Origin of the sequence: Pseudomonas sp. ADPe (genome assembly GCF_014843515.1) — a bacterium.
Lineage (GTDB): Bacteria > Pseudomonadota > Gammaproteobacteria > Pseudomonadales > Pseudomonadaceae > Pseudomonas > Pseudomonas citronellolis.
The window spans coordinates 4,513,266-4,529,803 of the sequence record NZ_CP062122.1 but is presented as its reverse complement, the minus strand read 5'-3'; the positions used below and the strand labels follow the sequence as shown (position 1 = coordinate 4,529,803).

Annotated in this window: 17 protein-coding genes; 6 read left to right on the top strand and 11 right to left on the bottom strand. The window is 64.6% G+C overall.

The annotated features are described in order from the left end of the window. Nucleotides 1–23: 23 nt before the first annotated feature. On the top strand, nt 24–617 hold the full coding sequence (locus tag IG194_RS20600; RefSeq protein ID WP_009617899.1) for a phosphoheptose isomerase: 594 nt from the start codon (nt 24–26) through the stop codon (nt 615–617). Then, nucleotides 614–1,195: a BON domain-containing protein gene (locus tag IG194_RS20595; RefSeq protein WP_009617898.1), complete on the top strand. Its 582-nt coding sequence runs from the start codon at nt 614–616 to the stop codon at nt 1,193–1,195. Before IG194_RS20600 ends, IG194_RS20595 begins: the two co-directional genes overlap by 4 nt. Nucleotides 1,196–2,470: 1,275 nt before the next feature. Here IG194_RS20595 and IG194_RS20590 read toward each other — a convergent pair. The 7 genes from IG194_RS20590 to rplM form a co-directional block, all read right to left on the bottom strand. Continuing rightward, nucleotides 2,471–2,878 (bottom strand): ClpXP protease specificity-enhancing factor, encoded by a 408-nt coding sequence (locus IG194_RS20590; protein WP_043315205.1) that lies wholly within the window; start codon nt 2,876–2,878, stop codon nt 2,471–2,473. A gap of 11 nt (nt 2,879–2,889) precedes the next feature. Continuing rightward, nucleotides 2,890–3,507 (bottom strand): glutathione S-transferase N-terminal domain-containing protein, encoded by a 618-nt coding sequence (locus tag IG194_RS20585; protein WP_009617896.1) that lies wholly within the window; start codon nt 3,505–3,507, stop codon nt 2,890–2,892. 93 nt (nt 3,508–3,600) lie between these two features. Then, complete coding sequence (locus IG194_RS20580; RefSeq protein ID WP_009617891.1) at nt 3,601–4,383, bottom strand: cytochrome c1; 783 nt, start codon at nt 4,381–4,383, stop codon at nt 3,601–3,603. Further along, nucleotides 4,383–5,594: a cytochrome b gene (locus tag IG194_RS20575; protein WP_009617889.1), complete on the bottom strand. Its 1,212-nt coding sequence runs from the start codon at nt 5,592–5,594 to the stop codon at nt 4,383–4,385. Before IG194_RS20575 ends, IG194_RS20580 begins: the two co-directional genes overlap by 1 nt. Next, a complete protein-coding gene (petA, locus tag IG194_RS20570) occupies nt 5,594–6,184 on the bottom strand; it encodes a ubiquinol-cytochrome c reductase iron-sulfur subunit (protein ID WP_009617887.1) in 591 nt (196 codons plus the stop codon). The genes IG194_RS20575 and petA overlap by 1 nt, the downstream gene beginning before the upstream one ends. A 262-nt stretch (nt 6,185–6,446) precedes the next feature. Beyond that, the gene (gene rpsI, locus IG194_RS20565; protein WP_009617885.1) at nt 6,447–6,839 is read right to left on the bottom strand and encodes a 30S ribosomal protein S9; all 393 of its coding nucleotides are present in this window, start codon (nt 6,837–6,839) and stop codon (nt 6,447–6,449) included. Nucleotides 6,840–6,853: 14 nt separating this feature from the next. Then, on the bottom strand, nt 6,854–7,282 hold the full coding sequence (rplM, locus tag IG194_RS20560) for a 50S ribosomal protein L13 (protein ID WP_009617884.1): 429 nt from the start codon (nt 7,280–7,282) through the stop codon (nt 6,854–6,856). A 244-nt stretch (nt 7,283–7,526) separates the two neighbouring features. Here rplM and IG194_RS20555 point away from each other — a divergent pair, with 244 nt between their 5' ends. Then, entirely contained in the window at nt 7,527–8,564 is a 1,038-nt protein-coding gene (locus IG194_RS20555; RefSeq protein WP_058488611.1) for an NADP(H)-dependent aldo-keto reductase, read from the top strand. Nucleotides 8,565–8,760: 196 nt separating this feature from the next. On the opposite strand, the gene IG194_RS20550 is transcribed toward IG194_RS20555, so the two are convergent. Continuing rightward, complete coding sequence (locus IG194_RS20550) at nt 8,761–9,897, bottom strand: acyl-CoA dehydrogenase family protein (protein ID WP_058488610.1); 1,137 nt, start codon at nt 9,895–9,897, stop codon at nt 8,761–8,763. A 250-nt stretch (nt 9,898–10,147) separates the two neighbouring features. Here IG194_RS20550 and IG194_RS20545 point away from each other — a divergent pair, with 250 nt between their 5' ends. Next, entirely contained in the window at nt 10,148–11,047 is a 900-nt protein-coding gene (locus tag IG194_RS20545) for a GlxA family transcriptional regulator (RefSeq protein WP_161788523.1), read from the top strand. A 90-nt stretch (nt 11,048–11,137) separates the two neighbouring features. Continuing rightward, a complete protein-coding gene (locus IG194_RS20540; protein ID WP_058488609.1) occupies nt 11,138–12,097 on the top strand; it encodes a hypothetical protein in 960 nt (319 codons plus the stop codon). Between the two features lie 355 nt (nt 12,098–12,452). On the opposite strand, the gene zapE is transcribed toward IG194_RS20540, so the two are convergent. The 3 genes from zapE to IG194_RS20525 form a co-directional block, all read right to left on the bottom strand. Then, on the bottom strand, nt 12,453–13,547 hold the full coding sequence (zapE, locus tag IG194_RS20535) for a cell division protein ZapE (protein ID WP_043272363.1): 1,095 nt from the start codon (nt 13,545–13,547) through the stop codon (nt 12,453–12,455). A 95-nt stretch (nt 13,548–13,642) separates the two neighbouring features. Beyond that, nucleotides 13,643–14,989, bottom strand: a complete 1,347-nt coding sequence (locus IG194_RS20530) for a tryptophan--tRNA ligase (RefSeq protein WP_058488608.1) — start codon at nt 14,987–14,989, stop codon at nt 13,643–13,645. Nucleotides 14,990–15,032: 43 nt separating this feature from the next. Beyond that, nucleotides 15,033–15,677, bottom strand: a complete 645-nt coding sequence (locus IG194_RS20525) for an alpha/beta hydrolase (RefSeq protein ID WP_058488607.1) — start codon at nt 15,675–15,677, stop codon at nt 15,033–15,035. 138 nt (nt 15,678–15,815) lie between these two features. Between IG194_RS20525 and IG194_RS20520 the strand changes: the two genes are divergently transcribed. Then, a complete protein-coding gene (locus IG194_RS20520) occupies nt 15,816–16,259 on the top strand; it encodes a YhcB family protein (protein ID WP_009617861.1) in 444 nt (147 codons plus the stop codon). Nucleotides 16,260–16,538 lie beyond the last annotated feature (279 nt).

Sequence of the window (16,538 nt, the reverse complement as noted above, 5' to 3'; positions counted from 1 at the left end):
CGCTCGACGAAAGGTCACACCTGATGGACATGCAATCCCGTATCCGCCAGCTCTTCCACGCCAGCATCGAGACCAAGCAGCAGGCCACGGAAGTGCTGATTCCGCATATCGAACAGGCCAGCATGGTGATGGTCAATGCCCTGCTCAACGAAGGCAAGATCCTCAGTTGCGGCAACGGCGGCTCGGCGGGCGACGCCCAGCATTTCTCCTCCGAGCTGCTCAACCGCTTCGAGCGCGAGCGCCCGAGCCTGCCCGCAGTAGCCCTGACCACCGACAGCTCGACCATCACCTCGATCGCCAACGACTACAGCTACAACGAGGTGTTCTCCAAACAGATCCGCGCCCTCGGTCAGCCCGGCGACGTGCTGCTGGCGATTTCCACCAGCGGCAACTCGGCCAACGTCATCCAGGCCATCCAGGCCGCCCACGACCGCGAGATGGTGGTGGTGGCCCTGACCGGCCGCGACGGCGGCGGCATGGCCTCGCTGCTGCTGCCGGAGGACGTCGAAATCCGCGTGCCGGCCAAGGTGACCGCACGCATCCAGGAAGTGCACCTGCTGGTGATCCACTGCCTGTGCGACCTCATCGATCGTCAACTGTTCGGGAGTGAAGAATGAGTCGTAGTCCGCTGACCCTCGCCGGCCTCCTTGCCCTGACCCTGGTCATGGGCGGCTGCAGCAGCTTCCTCAGCGCCACCCGCGAGGAGCCCATCGACGACAACCGCGGCACCCGCACCATCGGCAGCACCATCGACGACTCGCTGATCGAGACCAAGGTCGCGGTCAACGTCGCCAAGGCCGATCCGGACCTGGACCGCAACTCGCACATCGTGGTCATCAGCTACAACGGCGTGGTCCTGCTGGCCGGCCAGACGCCGCGCGCCGACCTGAAGAACAAGGCCGAGCAGGCCGCGCGCAACGTGCAGAAGGTCAAGACCGTGCACAACGAGCTGCAGGTCCTGCAGCCCTCCTCGCTGCTGGCGCGCAACAACGACACCTGGCTGACCACCAAGATCAAGACGCAGATGCTCACCGACGCCAACGTGCCGTCCTCGCGCATCAAGGTCGTCACCGAGAACGGCATCGTCTACATGCTGGGCCTGGTGACCCGCCGCGAAGGCGACCTGGCCACCCAGGTGGTGCAGAACGTCAATGGCGTGCAGAAGATCGTCCGGCTGTTCGAGTACATCGACTGAGCGACTTCAGCCAGTTGAAGAAGCCCCGCCACGCGGGGCTTTTTTCTTGCTACCGCGACCGCTGTAGGGCGCATAACCGTTCGCGGTTATCCGCCGTCGGCCGTGCCACCGGGGCGTATACAGTCCAGCGGAAGGCATGGCGTCTCCCCTGTAGGAGCGAGCTTGCTCGCGAACGGGGTTTGTCGGTGGCTTAGGTGCTGGACTCAAGAGCACCCTCTCCCCAGCCCTCTCCCTGAAGGGAGAGGGGGCTGTCCTGAGTGGCTGGAGAGTTCGGAGTCTTCCTGAAACGCCTAACCCCACCCCGTCATTCCCGCGAACGCGAACCCTGGGTTCGCGAGCAAGCTCGCTCCTACGAAAAGCCAAAGCGCATTCGCTCTGGCTTTTGGACTTCCAGAGAAATACCCGAGCGCACCGGAACGCCCCTTCAGAAGGCCGAGCGAAACCCGCGCTCAGGAGGTCATGCGACATGGATGTCGCGAGAGCCCCGATGGGCTACAGGGACGTACGCTCGGGGGGGGACGCCTAGTTCGGGCCTCCGTGGCGGGGGAATTCGTGAGGGTAGCCCGACTGTGTCGGGCCCGTATGTCGGGGCAAGCCTTTTTGGTTCCTTTTTGCGGGGGTGGCCTTCCACCGACTGACAAAAGGGACTCGCCCGAGGGGGCGAAACAAGACGGTCGGGCAGACTCGGTGCGGCGCAGAAACACCCAAGCCAAGGCAACTGGGTTATTCCCCTTCAGTATTGTTCGCGGCAATGACGAGGTTAAGGCCGGAGTGGGGCAAGCTTCGCGAGCCAAGCCATAACCCCAAATGAAAAATACCGTTTCCCCCAGGCAGAGAAACGGCATCCCTTCTTAAGTGAACAGCATTACCGCCATGCGGGGCTTTTTCCTTGGCAGGAACGTAGGGCGCATAACCGTTCGCGGTTATCCGCCGTTGGCCGTGCCGCCGAGGTGTCCGGCGTGGCCGGCGAAACCAATCGCGGACGGAGTCCGCTCCTACACCCGTGCTTCCCTGGAACCGTAGGAGCAACTGTCCTGCAGGCCGCGCCGAGGTGCACCTCAACGGGTGGGTTGAGCCTTGGCGAAACCCATGCGGTCGTGGCGATGGGTATCGCTTCGCTCAACACCATCCTACGGGGCGTTGTGTTTGCCCGGACTCTGTCCGCGATTCGGCGGATAACCCGTAGACGTTGGCACACCGGAGAAATGCCACCTGGCAGCGAACCATCGCAACCGCGCGGGCATGAAAAAGGCGATCCGAGGATCGCCTTTTTTCCTACTTGACCACTTTCAGGCTGGGCCGCCCGCTGGGCCGTGGCGGCTCGTCGCTGGGGCCGTCGTCGTCCTGCAGTTCCTCGTCGTCCGCCGGCACTGGCGGCTCCAGGTCGAAGACCATGCCCTGGCCATTCTCCCTCGCGTAGACCGCCATCACCGCCTGGGACGGGATGTACAGGCTCTGCGCCACACCGCCGAAGCGCCCTTCGAAACTCACCGCCTCGTTGTCCATCTGCAGGTGGCGCACCGCCGTGGGCGATACGTTGAGGACGATCTGGCCATCGCTGGCATATCCCGGCGGCACCCTGACCCCTGGATATTCGGCGTTCACCAGGATATGCGGCGTACAGCCGTTGTCGACGATCCACTCATAGAGGGCTCGTACGAGGTAGGGTCGACTGGAATTCATCATCGGTTTCCTTAGCGCATATCACGTTCGATGGAGGACAGACTAGCCTGGAAGCTGTCGCGGGCGAACTGCCGCTCCATGTAGTCGAGCAACGGCTTGGCCTGGCGCGGCAGCTCGATGCCGAGCAGCGGCAGGCGCCAGAGGATCGGCAGCAGGCAGCAGTCGACCAGGCTCAACTCCTCGCTGAGGAAGAAAGGCTTCTCGGCGAACAGCGGCGACACCCCCGTTAGACTCTCACGCAACTCCTTGCGCGCCAAGGCGCGATCGCCATCCTTCTGACGATCGTCGAGGATGCGGTCGACCAGGGCGCACCAGTCGCGCTGGATGCGGTGCACCAGCAGACGGGTGTTGGCCCGCGCCACCGGGTACACCGGCATCAGCGGCGGGTGCGGATAGCGCTCCTCCAGGTACTCCATGATCACCGTCGACTCGTAGAGCACGAGGTCGCGGTCGACCAGGGTCGGCACGCTGGCGTAGGGGTTCACCTCGGCCAGCTTCGGCGGGCAACGCCCGGCCTGGACCTCGACGATGTCGGCCTGGACGTTCTTTTCCGCCAGGACCAGACGCACACGATGGCAGTAGTGATCGGCAGGGTCGGAGTAACAGGTGAGCTTATTGACTGCGGCCATGCCGGGCCTCCTCGCAACAGCATTTCAGGGAGGTAAAAAGACGCGCGCGCCCCGTAGGGCGCGCGCGCTTCAACGCTTGGAACTGGCTTGTGCTTAGTGCACGTCCTTCCAGTACTCGCGCTTGAGCAGGTAGGCGAACACGAAAAAGAAGGCCAGGTACAGCAGGACGTAGGTGCCGATGCGGTGGGAATCCAGCTTGTTCGGGTCAGCCGAGTAAGCCAGGAAGGTCACCAGGTTCTTCACCTTCTCGTCGAACTGCGCTTCGGTCAGCTGGCCGGTCTTCGGCACCACGGTGAGCTGGTCGCAGGCCTCGTGGGTCAGCGGCGTACCGGTCAGCGGATCGAACTGCTTCTTGCCATTTTCCACGACCTGGATCTGCTTGCAACCGATAACCTGGCGGCCTTGCACGCTACCCAGCACGTTGGGCATGCCGACGTTGGGGAACACCTTGTTGTTCACCCCCCACGGACGCTTGGGATCCTCGTAGAAGGAGCGCAGGTAGGTGTACAGCCAGTCGGTGCCACGCACGCGGGCCACCAGGGTCAGGTCCGGCGGCGCGGCGCCGAACCAGACCTTGGCGTCGGCCGGCTTCATGCCGATGTCCATGTGGTCGCCGATCTTCGCCCCGGTGAACACCAGGTGGCTGAGCATCAGCTCCTCGGGAATCCCCAGGTCACGGCCAACGCGCTCGTAGCGCTGGAACTTGGCGCTGTGGCAACCCATGCAGTAGTTGGCGAAGGTACGCGCGCCATCCTGCATGGCTGCTTTGTCGGTCAGGTCGATGTCGACGTGATCGAGGGCCGGTCCGTGGCCTTCGGCGGCGAAGCCGAAGAGGGGCACCAGGGCCAGAATCAATGCTGCGAATTGCTTTTTCATCAGCCAGTCACCCTTTCCGGAACCGGTTTGGTTTTCTCCATCCGGGTGTAGAACGGCATCAGGATGAAGAACGCGAAATACAGGATGGTGCACAGACGCGACAGCGTGGTGCCCAGCGGAGACGGCGCTTGCGAGCCGTAGTAGCCGAGGATCACGAAGGACACCGCGAAGATCACCAGCCAGATCTTGCTCAGCCAGCCCTTGTAGCGGATCGAGCGCACCGGGCTACGGTCGAGCCACGGCAGGACGAACAGCACGGCGATGGCGGCGCCCATGGCGATGACGCCCATCAGCTTGTCCGGAACGGCGCGCAGGATCGCGTAGAACGGGGTGAAGTACCACACCGGGGCGATGTGCTCGGGGGTCTTGAACTGGTTCGCCATCTCGAAGTTGGGCTTCTCGAGGAAGAACCCGCCCATTTCCGGGAAGAAGAAGATCACGGTGCAGAACACGAACAGGAAGACCACCACGCCGAGGATGTCCTTGACGGTGTAGTACGGGTGGAACGGGATGCCGTCCAGCGGGATGCCGTTCTCGTCCTTCTTCTTCTTGATGTCCACGCCGTCGGGGTTGTTCGAGCCCACTTCGTGCAGCGCCAGGATGTGCAGCACGACCAGGCCGAGCAGGACAATCGGCAGGGCGATCACGTGCAGGGCGAAGAAGCGGTTCAGGGTGATGCCGGAGATCAGGAAGTCACCGCGGATCCACTGCGCCAGCGCCTCGCCCACCACCGGGATGGCGCCGAACAGCGAGATGATCACCTGGGCGCCCCAGTAGGACATCTGGCCCCAGGGCAGCAGATAGCCCATGAAGGCCTCGGCCATCAGGGCGAGGTAGATCAGCATGCCGAACAGCCAGACCAGTTCGCGCGGCTTCTGGTAGGAGCCGTAGAGCAGGCCACGGAACATGTGCAGGTAGACCACGATGAAGAACGCCGATGCACCGGTGGAGTGCATGTAGCGGATGATCCAGCCGTAGTCCACATCGCGCATGATGTATTCCACGGAGGCGAAGGCTTCTTCCGAGGACGGCGTGAAGCTCATGGTCAGCCAGATACCGGTGAGGATCTGGTTGACCAGCACCAGCAGTGCCAGGGAGCCGAAGAAGTACCAGAAGTTGAAGTTCTTCGGGGCGTAATACTTGCTCAGATGGTCTTCCCACATCTTGGTCGCGGGGAAGCGGGCATCGACCCAAGCCATGAACTTGTTCATCAGGCTTTCTCCTGGTCCACACCGATGGTCAGCACGTCACCATCGAGGCTATAGGGCGGAATCGGCAGGTTCAGGGGCGCGGGCTGGCCCTTGTAGACGCGACCGGCCAGATCGTAGTGGGAGCCGTGGCAGGGGCAGAAGTAGCCACCCTTCCAGTCCGGGCCGAGGTCGGCGGGAGCGACTTCCGGGCGGAAGGTCGGCGAGCAGCCCAGGTGGGTGCAGATACCAACGATGACGGCGAGTTCCGGCTTGATGGAGCGCAGCTTGGGATCGACGTAGGTCGGCTGCTCGGAAGCCTTGGACTCCGGGTCGGCCAGCTGACTTTCGAGGGTCGGCAGGGCATCGAGCATTTCCTTGGTTCGGTGAACCAGGAACACCGGCTTGCCGCGCCATTCAGCGATGACCTGCTGTCCTGGCTCGATCTTGCCGACGTTCACCTTCACCGGCGCGCCGGCCGCCTTGGCCTTGGCACTGGGGAACCATGACCCCACGAACGGGACCGCAGCTCCGACAGCTCCCGCGGCGCCGACCACCGAAGTGGCCGCGACGAGGAAGCGACGCCGGCCTGCATTCACGCCGTCATTACTCATTCAGTCGTCTCCCATCAGCTTTAGCCCGTTATCTTCTCGGGCCTTAGAGTAAAAGTTGTGCCGCAGAAAAATTCGCCAAATGGTAAAGAAAAGCCCTGTAGCTGACAAGGTAATTACCCCCGAGCAGGAAGCTGGAACCCTTGCGCCATGCGGCTCCCAGACCGTGCGACACCTTGCCGCATAAATTACCGGCCCCCTTAATCCTAGGCATAAAAAAACGCCCAGTCCTCTCGGCGCTGGGCGTTTTTTTCGAAGCGTCGTATTAACGCTTGGAGTACTGCGGACGCTTACGCGCTTTACGCAGACCGACTTTCTTACGCTCGACCTCACGGGCATCGCGGGTGACGTAGCCGGCTTTGCGCAGGGCGCTGCGCAGGGTCTCGTCGTATTCGATCAGGGCGCGGGTGATACCGTGACGGATCGCACCGGCCTGGCCGCTGACACCACCACCGACGACGGTGACGTAGATGTCGAACTTCTCGGTGTTCTCGGTCAGCTCGAGGGGCTGACGCACGACCATGCGAGCGGTTTCGCGGCCGAAGAACACGTCCAGGCTGCGGTTGTTGATGGAGATATTGCCGGTACCCGGACGCAGGAAGACGCGTGCGGTAGCGGTCTTACGACGGCCAGTGCCGTAATTTTGAGTCGCCGACATGATGAGCTATCCCGTTAAATCTTCAGTTCTTGAGGCTGCTGAGCGGTGTGCGGGTGGTTGGCACCCTTGTACACTTTCAGCTTGCGGTACATGTCGCGACCCAGCGGGTTCTTCGGCAGCATGCCTTTGACCGCGATCTCGATGACGCGCTCGGGAGCCTTGGCAATCAGCTTCTCGAAGTTGATCGACTTGATACCGCCCGGGAAGCCCGAGTGATGGTAGTACATCTTGTCGGTGGCTTTGGCGCCGGTGACACGAACCTGCTCGGCGTTGATCACGACGATGTAGTCGCCGGTGTCAACGTGCGGGGTGTATTCCGGCTTGTGCTTGCCGCGCAGGCGGGTAGCGATTTCGGTAGCCAGACGACCCAGGGTCAGGCCAGCAGCGTCGACGACGAACCAGTCGCGCTTAACAGTTTCTGGTTTCGCGGTGAAAGTTTTCATTCGTTATAGCCTCAGGGGCCGCCTGAAAATAAGACGGCGAATCTTACTGGACAGTGGTTGCCTTGACAAGTCAAGGACAGCCAGAAACAGACACGATTTGGGGCTCGGGTCAGTGTGCGTCCGTAACGACTAGATGTATCAATCGGCAGGCTAGGCATCCCCTACCGATGAAAGGCTGCCGAATTATGCAGATTCCGGCAGAATTTACAACCTTGTTAACTACTTGATTTCACGAGGAGACGCCATGGAGTACCGCCCGCTCGGCCGCACCGAACTGAAAGTCAGCGCCCTGTGCCTGGGAACCATGACCTGGGGCGAGCAGAACACCGAGGCCCAGGCCTTCGCCCAGATCGACCTGGCCAAGGCCGCCGGCGTCAACTTCATCGACACCGCCGAGATGTACCCGGTGCCGCCGCGCGCGGAGACCTACTCGCGCACCGAGCAGATCATCGGCAACTGGTTCCGCCAGCGCGGCGACCGCGCCGACTGGATCCTGGCCAGCAAGGTGGCCGGCCCCGGCAACGGCATCAGCCATATCCGCGACGGCCAGCTCAAGCACGACCGCAAGAACCTGGTCGCGGCCCTGGACGCCAGCCTCAAGCGCCTGCAGACCGACTGGATCGACCTCTACCAGTTGCACTGGCCCGAACGCAGCACCAACTTCTTCGGCCAGCTCGGCTACCAGCACAAGACGCAGGACTTCACTCCGCTGGAGGAAACCCTGGAGGTGCTCGACGAGCAGGTGCGCGCCGGCAAGATCCGCCACGTCGGCCTGTCCAACGAGACGCCCTGGGGCACCATGCGCTTCCTGCAGCTGGCCGAGGAGCGCGGCTGGCCGCGCGCGGTCTCCATCCAGAACCCCTACAACCTGCTCAACCGCAGCTTCGAGGTGGGCCTGGCGGAAGTCGCCATCCGCGAGCGCTGCGGCCTGCTGGCTTACTCGCCGCTGGCCTTCGGCATGCTCTCGGGCAAGTACGACAACGGCGCGCGCCCGGCCAACGCCCGCATCACCCTGTTCAGCCGCTTCACCCGCTACACCAACCCGCAGAGCGAGCGCGCCTGCGCCCGCTACGTGGCCCTGGCCCGCGAGCACGGCCTGGACCCGGCGCAGATGGCCCTGGCTTTCGTCACCCGCCAGCCGTTCGTGACCAGCAACATCATCGGCGCGACCTCGCTGGAGCAGCTGGAAAGCAACCTCGCCAGCTTCCAGCTGCAACTCTCCGAGGAAGTCCTGGCCGGCATCGAGGCGATCCACAAGGACCAGCCGAACCCGGCGCCCTGAAAAAGCGGCGGCAGGCTACAAGCCATAGGCTGCAGGCAAGAGCCTGCCGCCTGTAGGAGCTACTGTCTTGCCGACTGCGCTCTTCGCAGGATGGGTTGAGCCTGCGAAACCCATGCGGTGGTGGCGACGGGTATCGCTTCGCTCAACCCATCCTACGGTGGCGTTTCTCCTGCACCTCGCAGGAGGGCCTTGCCGCTTACAGCGCCCGGGCGATGATTTCCTTCATGATCTCGTTGGTCCCCGCATAGATGCGCTGCACCCGCGCATCGGCCCAGGCGCGGGCCACCGGGTACTCCCACATGAAGCCGTAGCCGCCGTGCAGCTGCACGCACTCGTCGAGCACCTTGCACTGCAGGTCGGTGGTCCAGTACTTGGCCATGGCCGCGGTGGGCACGTCGAGCTTGCCTTCCAGGTGCAGCTCCAGGCAGCGGTCGACGAAGGTGCGCCCGATCTGGATCTCGGTGGCCATCTCGGCCAGCTTGAAGCGGGTGTTCTGGAAGTCCGCCACGGCCTTGCCGAAAGCCTTGCGGTCGCGGGTGTAGTCGAGCGTCCACTTCAGCGCCGCCTCGGCCGAGGCCAGGGCGCCCAGGGCCACGGTCAGGCGCTCCTGGGGCAGTTCCTGCATCAGGTAGATGAAGCCCTGCCCCGGCTGGCCGAGCAGCGCCTCCCTGGGCACGCGCACGTCCTGGAAGAACAGCTCCGAGGTGTCCTGGGCCTTCATGCCGACCTTCTCCAGGCGCTTGCCCTTCTCGAAGCCCGGGGTGCCGGCCTCGACCAGGAACAGGCTGGTGCCCTTGGCGCCGGCCTTGGGATCGGTCTTGGCGACCACTATCACCAGGTCGGCGAGGAAGCCGTTGGTGATGAAGGTCTTGGAGCCGTTGATCACGTACTCGTCGCCATCCAGCACCGCGGTGGTCTTCACCCCCTGCAGGTCGGAACCGGCGCCCGGCTCGGTCATGGCGATGGCGCCGACCATCTCGCCGGAAACCAGCTTGGGCAGGTAGTGCTGCTTCTGTGCCTCGCTGCCGTAATGCAGGATGTAGGGCGCGACTATGTCCGAGTGCAGGGAGAAGCCGATGCCGGTCAGGCCGAAACGGCCGATCTCCTCGATCACCACGGCGCTGTAGAGGAAGTCCGCGGCCATGCCGCCGTAGGCCTCGGGGATGTGCGAGCAGAGCATCCCCGCCTCCCCCGCCTTGTTCCACAGGGCGCGGTCGATGTGACCGTCCTTTTCCCACTGGTGATGGAAGGGCACGGCTTCCTGCTCGAGGAACTTGCGCACGCTGTCGCGGAAAAGCTCGTGGTCGGAACTGAACAGGGTTCTGGGGATCATGCTCGCCTCCTGGCGCCTCGCTGGAGGGCCGAATGTAGGTCAGCCCGCCGAGCGGCGCCTACTGGACACTTGCGCCAAAAAATAAGACGATCCAGCCGCCATTTGACCGGTTAGGCGTCGAATGCGGCCCTCCACAACAATGATAAGAACGATGTCCGAACAATCCGAATCTTCCCTGAAAAGGGTCTGCATCCTGGCGACCGACGGTGTCTTCGCCTCCACCCTCATGCAGGCGCGGGACTTCCTGCACATGGCCAGCCTGCGCTTCGGCAGGCAGGAAGGCCTGGGCCTCACGCCGCTGCTGCAAAGCCGCATCGTCAGCCCCGACGGCCAGCCGGTGCGCGCCTTCAGCGGCGACCTGCTGGCGGTGGACGGCGCCCTCGAGGAATCCGACCTGGTGATACTGCCGGCCTTCTGGGGCGACTTCGACCAGCTCCTGGCGCGCTACCCGCAGGTGGTGCCCTGGCTGCGCGAACGCCATGCCGCCGGCAGCGCCATCGGCAGCGAGGCCACCGGGGTGTTCTGGCTGGCCGAGGCCGGCCTGCTGGACGGCAAGGAGGCGACCACCTACTGGCGCTTCTTCGACGACTTCGCCGCGCGCTACCCCAAGGTGCTGCTCAACCGCGAGAAGCACATCACCGACGCCGACAACCTCTACGCGGCCAGTGGCGTGACCTCCGCCCGCGACCTCTACCTGTACCTGATCGAGCGCTTCTGCGGCGCCAGCGTGGCCCAGGGCGTGTCCCGCGACATCCTCTTCGAGGTGCAGCGCAGCTACACCCCCGGGCGCCTGGGCTTCGGCGGCCAGAAGCTGCACCACGACCCGGCCATCCTGCAGGTCCAGCAGTGGCTGGAGGAGCACTACGCGGACAAGTTCCGCTTCGAGGACGTGGCCCGCGAGCACGGCATGAGCATCCGCAACTTCATGCGCCGCTTCCAGGCCGCCACCGGCGACAAGCCGCTGCACTACCTGCAGCGCCTGCGCATCGAGACGGCGCGCAGCCTGCTGTCGACCTCGCGCAAGAGCATCAAGACCATCAGCTACGAGGTGGGCTACGACGACGCCAGCTTCTTCGCCCGGCTGTTCCGCCAGCACACCAAGCTGTCGCCCAACCACTACCGCAATCAGTACCGACGGAAAGAGGCCTGAAACACGCTATCCATAGGATAGGTCCCGTGCCCGCGGGCAGCTCCCTATGATCGGGGCTGCCCTTCCAGAACAAGAACACGGGATTCCCTCATGCACCGCCTACTGCTCGTCCTGCTCGCCTGCTTCTGCCTGCCCGCCTTCGCCGCGGGCGACTGGAAACCCTTCCCCTACGACCAGAGCGCCTTCGACTATTCCGGCGACAAGCTGCGCAGCGCCTGGCCGCGACTGACCCGCGGCTTCGGCGGCTACCCCTTCCCCGACGCCGACTGGGTGACGAAGATGGCCGCCGCCCACCCGGACGCGGTGGCGAAGACCGTCGCCGCCGGCAGCGGCTTCAGCGGCAGGCCCGAGGAAGCCCAGGCCTACGCCGAGAAGCTGCAGGACGTCTGGCGCAAGCTGTTCCGCGGCGACTTCGCCCAGGCCAAACAGGACGGCCTGGCCCTGGGCGTCGGCGGCCAGGTGCCGGCGATGTTCGCCCAGGTGCTCTACGCCATGTTCCTGGCTCCGGCGGCGGACAAGCAGCAACTGCTGGAAGAGGTGATCAGCTACACCGACCAGGCCGGCCCGCTGCTCAACGCCGACCCCATCGCCCAGTTCGGCCGCGCCTACGCCAAGGCGCGGCTGGCCGAGGAACTGCCGGTCCCGGTGGTGCTCAAGCGCGGCTACACCAGCGACATTCCCAAGGAACTGGACGCCATCCTCGCCAAGCAGCCCAGCCAGCCCTTCGCCCTGGCGCTGTACGGCGGCTACGAGGCCGGGGTGATCCGCAAGGTCGGCAAGCTGGTCGGGCGCATGACCTACGGCGTCAGCGCGGACAAGATGGAGACCTACTTCGCCCGCTCATTCCGCGCCAGCGACGACCTGCCCATCGGGCACTACGAATACGCCAATGCGCTGGGCTATGTGTATGGAGATGACGAGCAGGACAAGGCGCTGGAACAGTTGAGGAAAGCGGTGGCGATCAAGCCGATCAATGCCATGGAGGCATTGGAAGTGGCGCATGCGAAGCAGTTGTTGCAGAAGGCGGAGGCGCAGACGGCGCAGCGCTGAACGCTTTTCGTAGGAGCGAGCTTGCTCGCGAAGGGGGTTTGCCGGCGGTGCTTGGTGTTGTCCCGAAGAGCCCCTCTCCCTAACCCTCTCCCTGAAGGGAGAGGGGACCGTTGGGCAGGGCTGGGTATACTGGAGTTAGCCGGCAACTCCGACGGCTTCCAACTGAAACCATTCCATCTCTCGGCACGGACTGCCCCCTCTCCCTTCAGGGAGAGGGCTGGGGAGAGGGGGCGGCCTCAACCTTGGCACTAAACCACCCTGCCAGCATCCTTCGCGGGCAAGCTCGCTCCTACGAAGAGCCAGAAACGAAAAAGGGCTGCCATCCGGCAGCCCTTTTCGCATCAGCACGACCCCATCAAGGCCGGTGCGGCCGGCTGAGGAACTCGTGGGACTGCATCTCCAGCAGGCGGCTCAGGGTGCGCTGGAACTCGAACTCCAGGCGCCCGCCGGTATACAGGTCCTTCAGCTCCACCTCGGCGGAGATGATCAGCTTGACGTTGCGGTCGTAGAACTCGTCCACCAGGTTGATGAAGCGGCGGGCCATGTCGTCCTTGGCCACGTTCATCTGCTCGACGTTGGAGATCAGCACCGCGTGGAAGATCTTCGCCAGCTCGATGTAGTCGTTCTGGCTGCGCGGGCCGTCGCACAGCTCGCGGTACTCGAACCAGGCCACGTCGTCGCAGGTCAGGCGCGCGCGGATCTCGCGGTTCTCGATCATCAGCACGTCGTCGCGGGTGGCCGCGGCGCATTCCGGGGTGAGCTTGCGGAAGTCGCGGGCCATGGCCTGCTCGGCCTGCTCGGTGAGCGGCCAGTGATACAGCTCGGCCTGTTCCAGGGCGCGCAGGCGGTAGTCCACGCCGCTGTCGACGTTGACCACCTCGGTGTGCTCCTTGAGCAGGGCGATGGCCGGCAGGAAGCGGGCGCGCTGCAGGCCGTCGCGGTACAGGCCGTCGGGCACGATGTTGGAGGTCGCCACCAGGCTGACGCCGTTCTTGAACAGCTCCTCCAGCAGGGTCGCGAGGATCATGGCGTCGGTGATGTCGGAGACGAAGAATTCGTCGAAGCAGATCACCCGGGCCTCGTCGGCGAAGCGCTTGCCGATGATGGTCAGCGGGTTCTTCTCGCCCTTGAGGGTCTTCATTTCCTCGTGCACGCGCTTCATGAAGCGGTGGAAGTGCGTACGCATCTTCTGCTTGAACGGCAACGCGTCGAAGAAGGTGTCCACCAGGTAGGTCTTGCCGCGCCCCACGCCGCCCCAGAAGTACAGGCCCTTGACCGGCCCGTTGGACTTCTTGCCGAGCAACTTGCCGAACAGCCCGGGCTTGGCCTGGTCGGCCGCCAGCAGGTCGTCATATAGACGCTGCAGGTGCTTCACGGCATTGGCCTGGGCCGCATCGTGGAAGAAATCGGGACGTTTGAGGTCTTCCTGGTAGCGCTGAAGGGGCGTCATGATCGGTAGCAAGGCAACGAAAACGGGGCCGACACTTTAGCGACGGCCCCGCTTCTTGGCAATCGGCCATCCGTCGAGGATGGCCGTGTGCGGGCTTACTCCTGTGGCGCCAGGGCCTCGCGCACGCGCTCGATGGCGGCGTCGCGGCTAGCTGCGTCGGCGAACTCGGGGCTTTGCGCCACGGCCGCTCCATCCAGCCACAGGGCGAAGGCATTGCCTTCGACGCGCAGGTCCAGCGCCTCGCCGCCCTGCAGGCGCTTGCTCACCGCACCGGCGGACTTGCCGTCGGCGAAGGCATTGGACAGCAGCAGCTGCTCGCCGGCGGCGTCCAGCAGGCGGAAGCGGAAGCTGCCGTCGTCCTCGCGGAAGCTGACGATGCGCGCGCTCTTGGCGGCCTTCTTCTTGCCCTCGCCGGCCACCTGCACCTGCTCGCGGAAGGAGCGCAGACCAACTGCTTCGCGCAGCTCGCCGAGGAATGGGGTGGCGATGCGGCGGGCCTTGGCGGCGCCGGCCAGGAGGATGTCCTCCAGGTCGCCCGGGCGGGCGATCAGCGTGTGGTAGCGCTCGCGGGCCTCGCCCAGCTCGGCTTCCAGCAGCTCGTAGAGGCGCTGCTTGGCCTCGCCCCAGGCCAGGCCTTCGAGCAGCGCGGCGCGGAATTCGGCCAGTTGCGCCGGCGTGGCGAAGGCCTGGTAGAGGGTGAACAGGTGCGAGTTGTCCGGGTCCTTCGGCTCGCCGGGGGCGCGGGAGTCGGTGACGATGCGGGCGATGGCATCCTTGAGCTGCTTGCTGCTGCCGAACAGCGGGATGGTGTTGTCGTAGCTCTTGGACATCTTGCGCCCGTCCAGGCCCGGCAGGGTCGCCACTTCTTCCTCGATCACCACTTCCGGCAGGGTGAACAGCTCCTTGCCGTTGCCGAACAGGTGGTTGAAGCGCTGACCGATGTCGCGGGCCATTTCCACGTGCTGGATCTGGTCGCGGCCGACCGGCACCTTGTGCGCGTTGAACATCAGGATGTCCGCGGCCATCAGGATCGGGTAGCTGTACAGGCCCATGCTGACGCCGGCGTCCGGGTCTTCCCCGGCCTCGACGTTCTTGTCCACCGAGGCCTTGTAGGCGTGGGCGCGGTTGAGCAGGCCCTTGGCCGAGACGCAGGTCAGCAGCCAGGTCAGCTCGGGGATCTCGGGAATGTCGGACTGGCGGTAGAAGGTCGCCTTGTCGGTATCCAGGCCCAGGGCCAGCCAGGTGGCGGCGATCTCCAGGCGCGAGCGCTGGATGCGCAGCGGGTCGTCGCACTTGATCAGCGCGTGGTAGTCGGCCAGGAAGTAGAACGAATCGGCCTGCGGGTCGCGGCTGGCGACGATCGCCGGGCGGATGGCGCCAGCGTAGTTGCCCAGGTGCGGGGTGCCGGTGGTGGTGATGCCGGTAAGGATGCGGGTCGTCATGGGATACCAGAAATCAGCGCGGGAAAAATGAGCGGCCTGGATGTTAACCCGCGGCGCCGGCCGGCGCGAGCCGGGGCTGCAGCAGGTCCTTGAGCTCGATCAGCTTGCCGTGGAAGAAGTGGCTGCACCCGGGCACGCGCAGCAGTTCGTGAGGCAGCGCCAGCGACTCGCTCCAGGCGTAGACGCGGGCCGGAGTCACCACTTCGTCATCTTCGGGCTGTACCACGGTGATGGGACACTGCCGCGGCAGCTCGACCGCGAAGCGCTCCACCGGCGGCGCCAGCATGAACAGGTGGCGCAGGGCCACGCCCTGCCCTTCCAGGCGCGCGGCGGCATTGCCGGCCACGCAGGAGCCGAAGGAGAAGCCCATCGGCGTCAGCGGCAGGCCGGGATGTCGCTCGCCGAGCCAGCGGGCCGCGGCCAGGGCGTCGTCGATTTCGCCACGGCCTTCGGCGTAGCTGCCGGCGCTCTGGCCGACGCCGCGGAAGTTGAAACGCAGGGTGGCGTAGCCGGCGTCGCGGGCGATGCGCTGCAGGGTGGCGACCACCTTGTTCTGCATGGTGCCGGCGAACAGAGGGTGCGGATGGCAGATCAGCGCCACGCCGATGGCCTCGGGGGTGTCCAGGTGCAGGGCTTCCAGGGGGCCGTCCGGGCCATCGATGAACAGGGGGATTTCGCGGGTGGACAAACAACAACTCCGTGACCCCGAAGCGAGTCGTCTCGTCTAGCTCGATACCGCGCCGACACCGAGGCCTCGCCCCGTGGTATACAGCGCAGGTGCAAGCCGCTAACGTAAAGCAAAGCCGTCTATAGAGGAAGGATTCGCGTGGAACAGTCCCTCACCACCTGGTTGGTCCCGGTCATCGCTCTGCTCGTCGGGGCCGCTGTCGGCTTCCTGATCGCCCGCCTGCTGCCCAGCGCCGCACCCAACCGCATGCAACGCCAGGTCGATGACCTGCAGGAACGCTTCGACAGTTACCAGCGCGAGGTGGTGACGCACTTCAACACCACCGCCAGCCTGGTGAAAAAGCTCACCCAGAGCTACCAGGACGTCCAGGAACACCTGTCCGAGAGCGCCGAGCGCCTGGCCCTGGACGAGCAGACCAAGCAGCGCCTGCTGGCCGCCCTGCACGCAGAGGACGGCTACCCCGAACGCCGCGAGCGCCTGACCCCGCCGGCCAGCCAGGAAGCGCCGAAGGACTACGCGCCGAAGAGCGGCGAAGGCCCCGGCACCCTGGACGAGACCTACGGCCTCAAGCGCAAGCTCTGAGCCCGCAGCGCCCGCAGAAAAGCCCCGCCATGGCGGGGCTTTTTCATTTCAGAAGCGACCTACAGGCACTGGCGACGAGCATCCCCTGTAGGAGCGGACTTCGTCCGCGATGATCGAAGATGTCGGCGCGGATCACGGATGAAGTCCTACGCCGCCCCACCATGCACCCCATCTACGCATTTAGACTGTAAGGCTTTGATTTTAAACACTAAAAACAGCTCTCGCTGCAATCGATGCCCAACAATGTCAGACGATTTCCGACGGTTCCCCGCAAAAGTC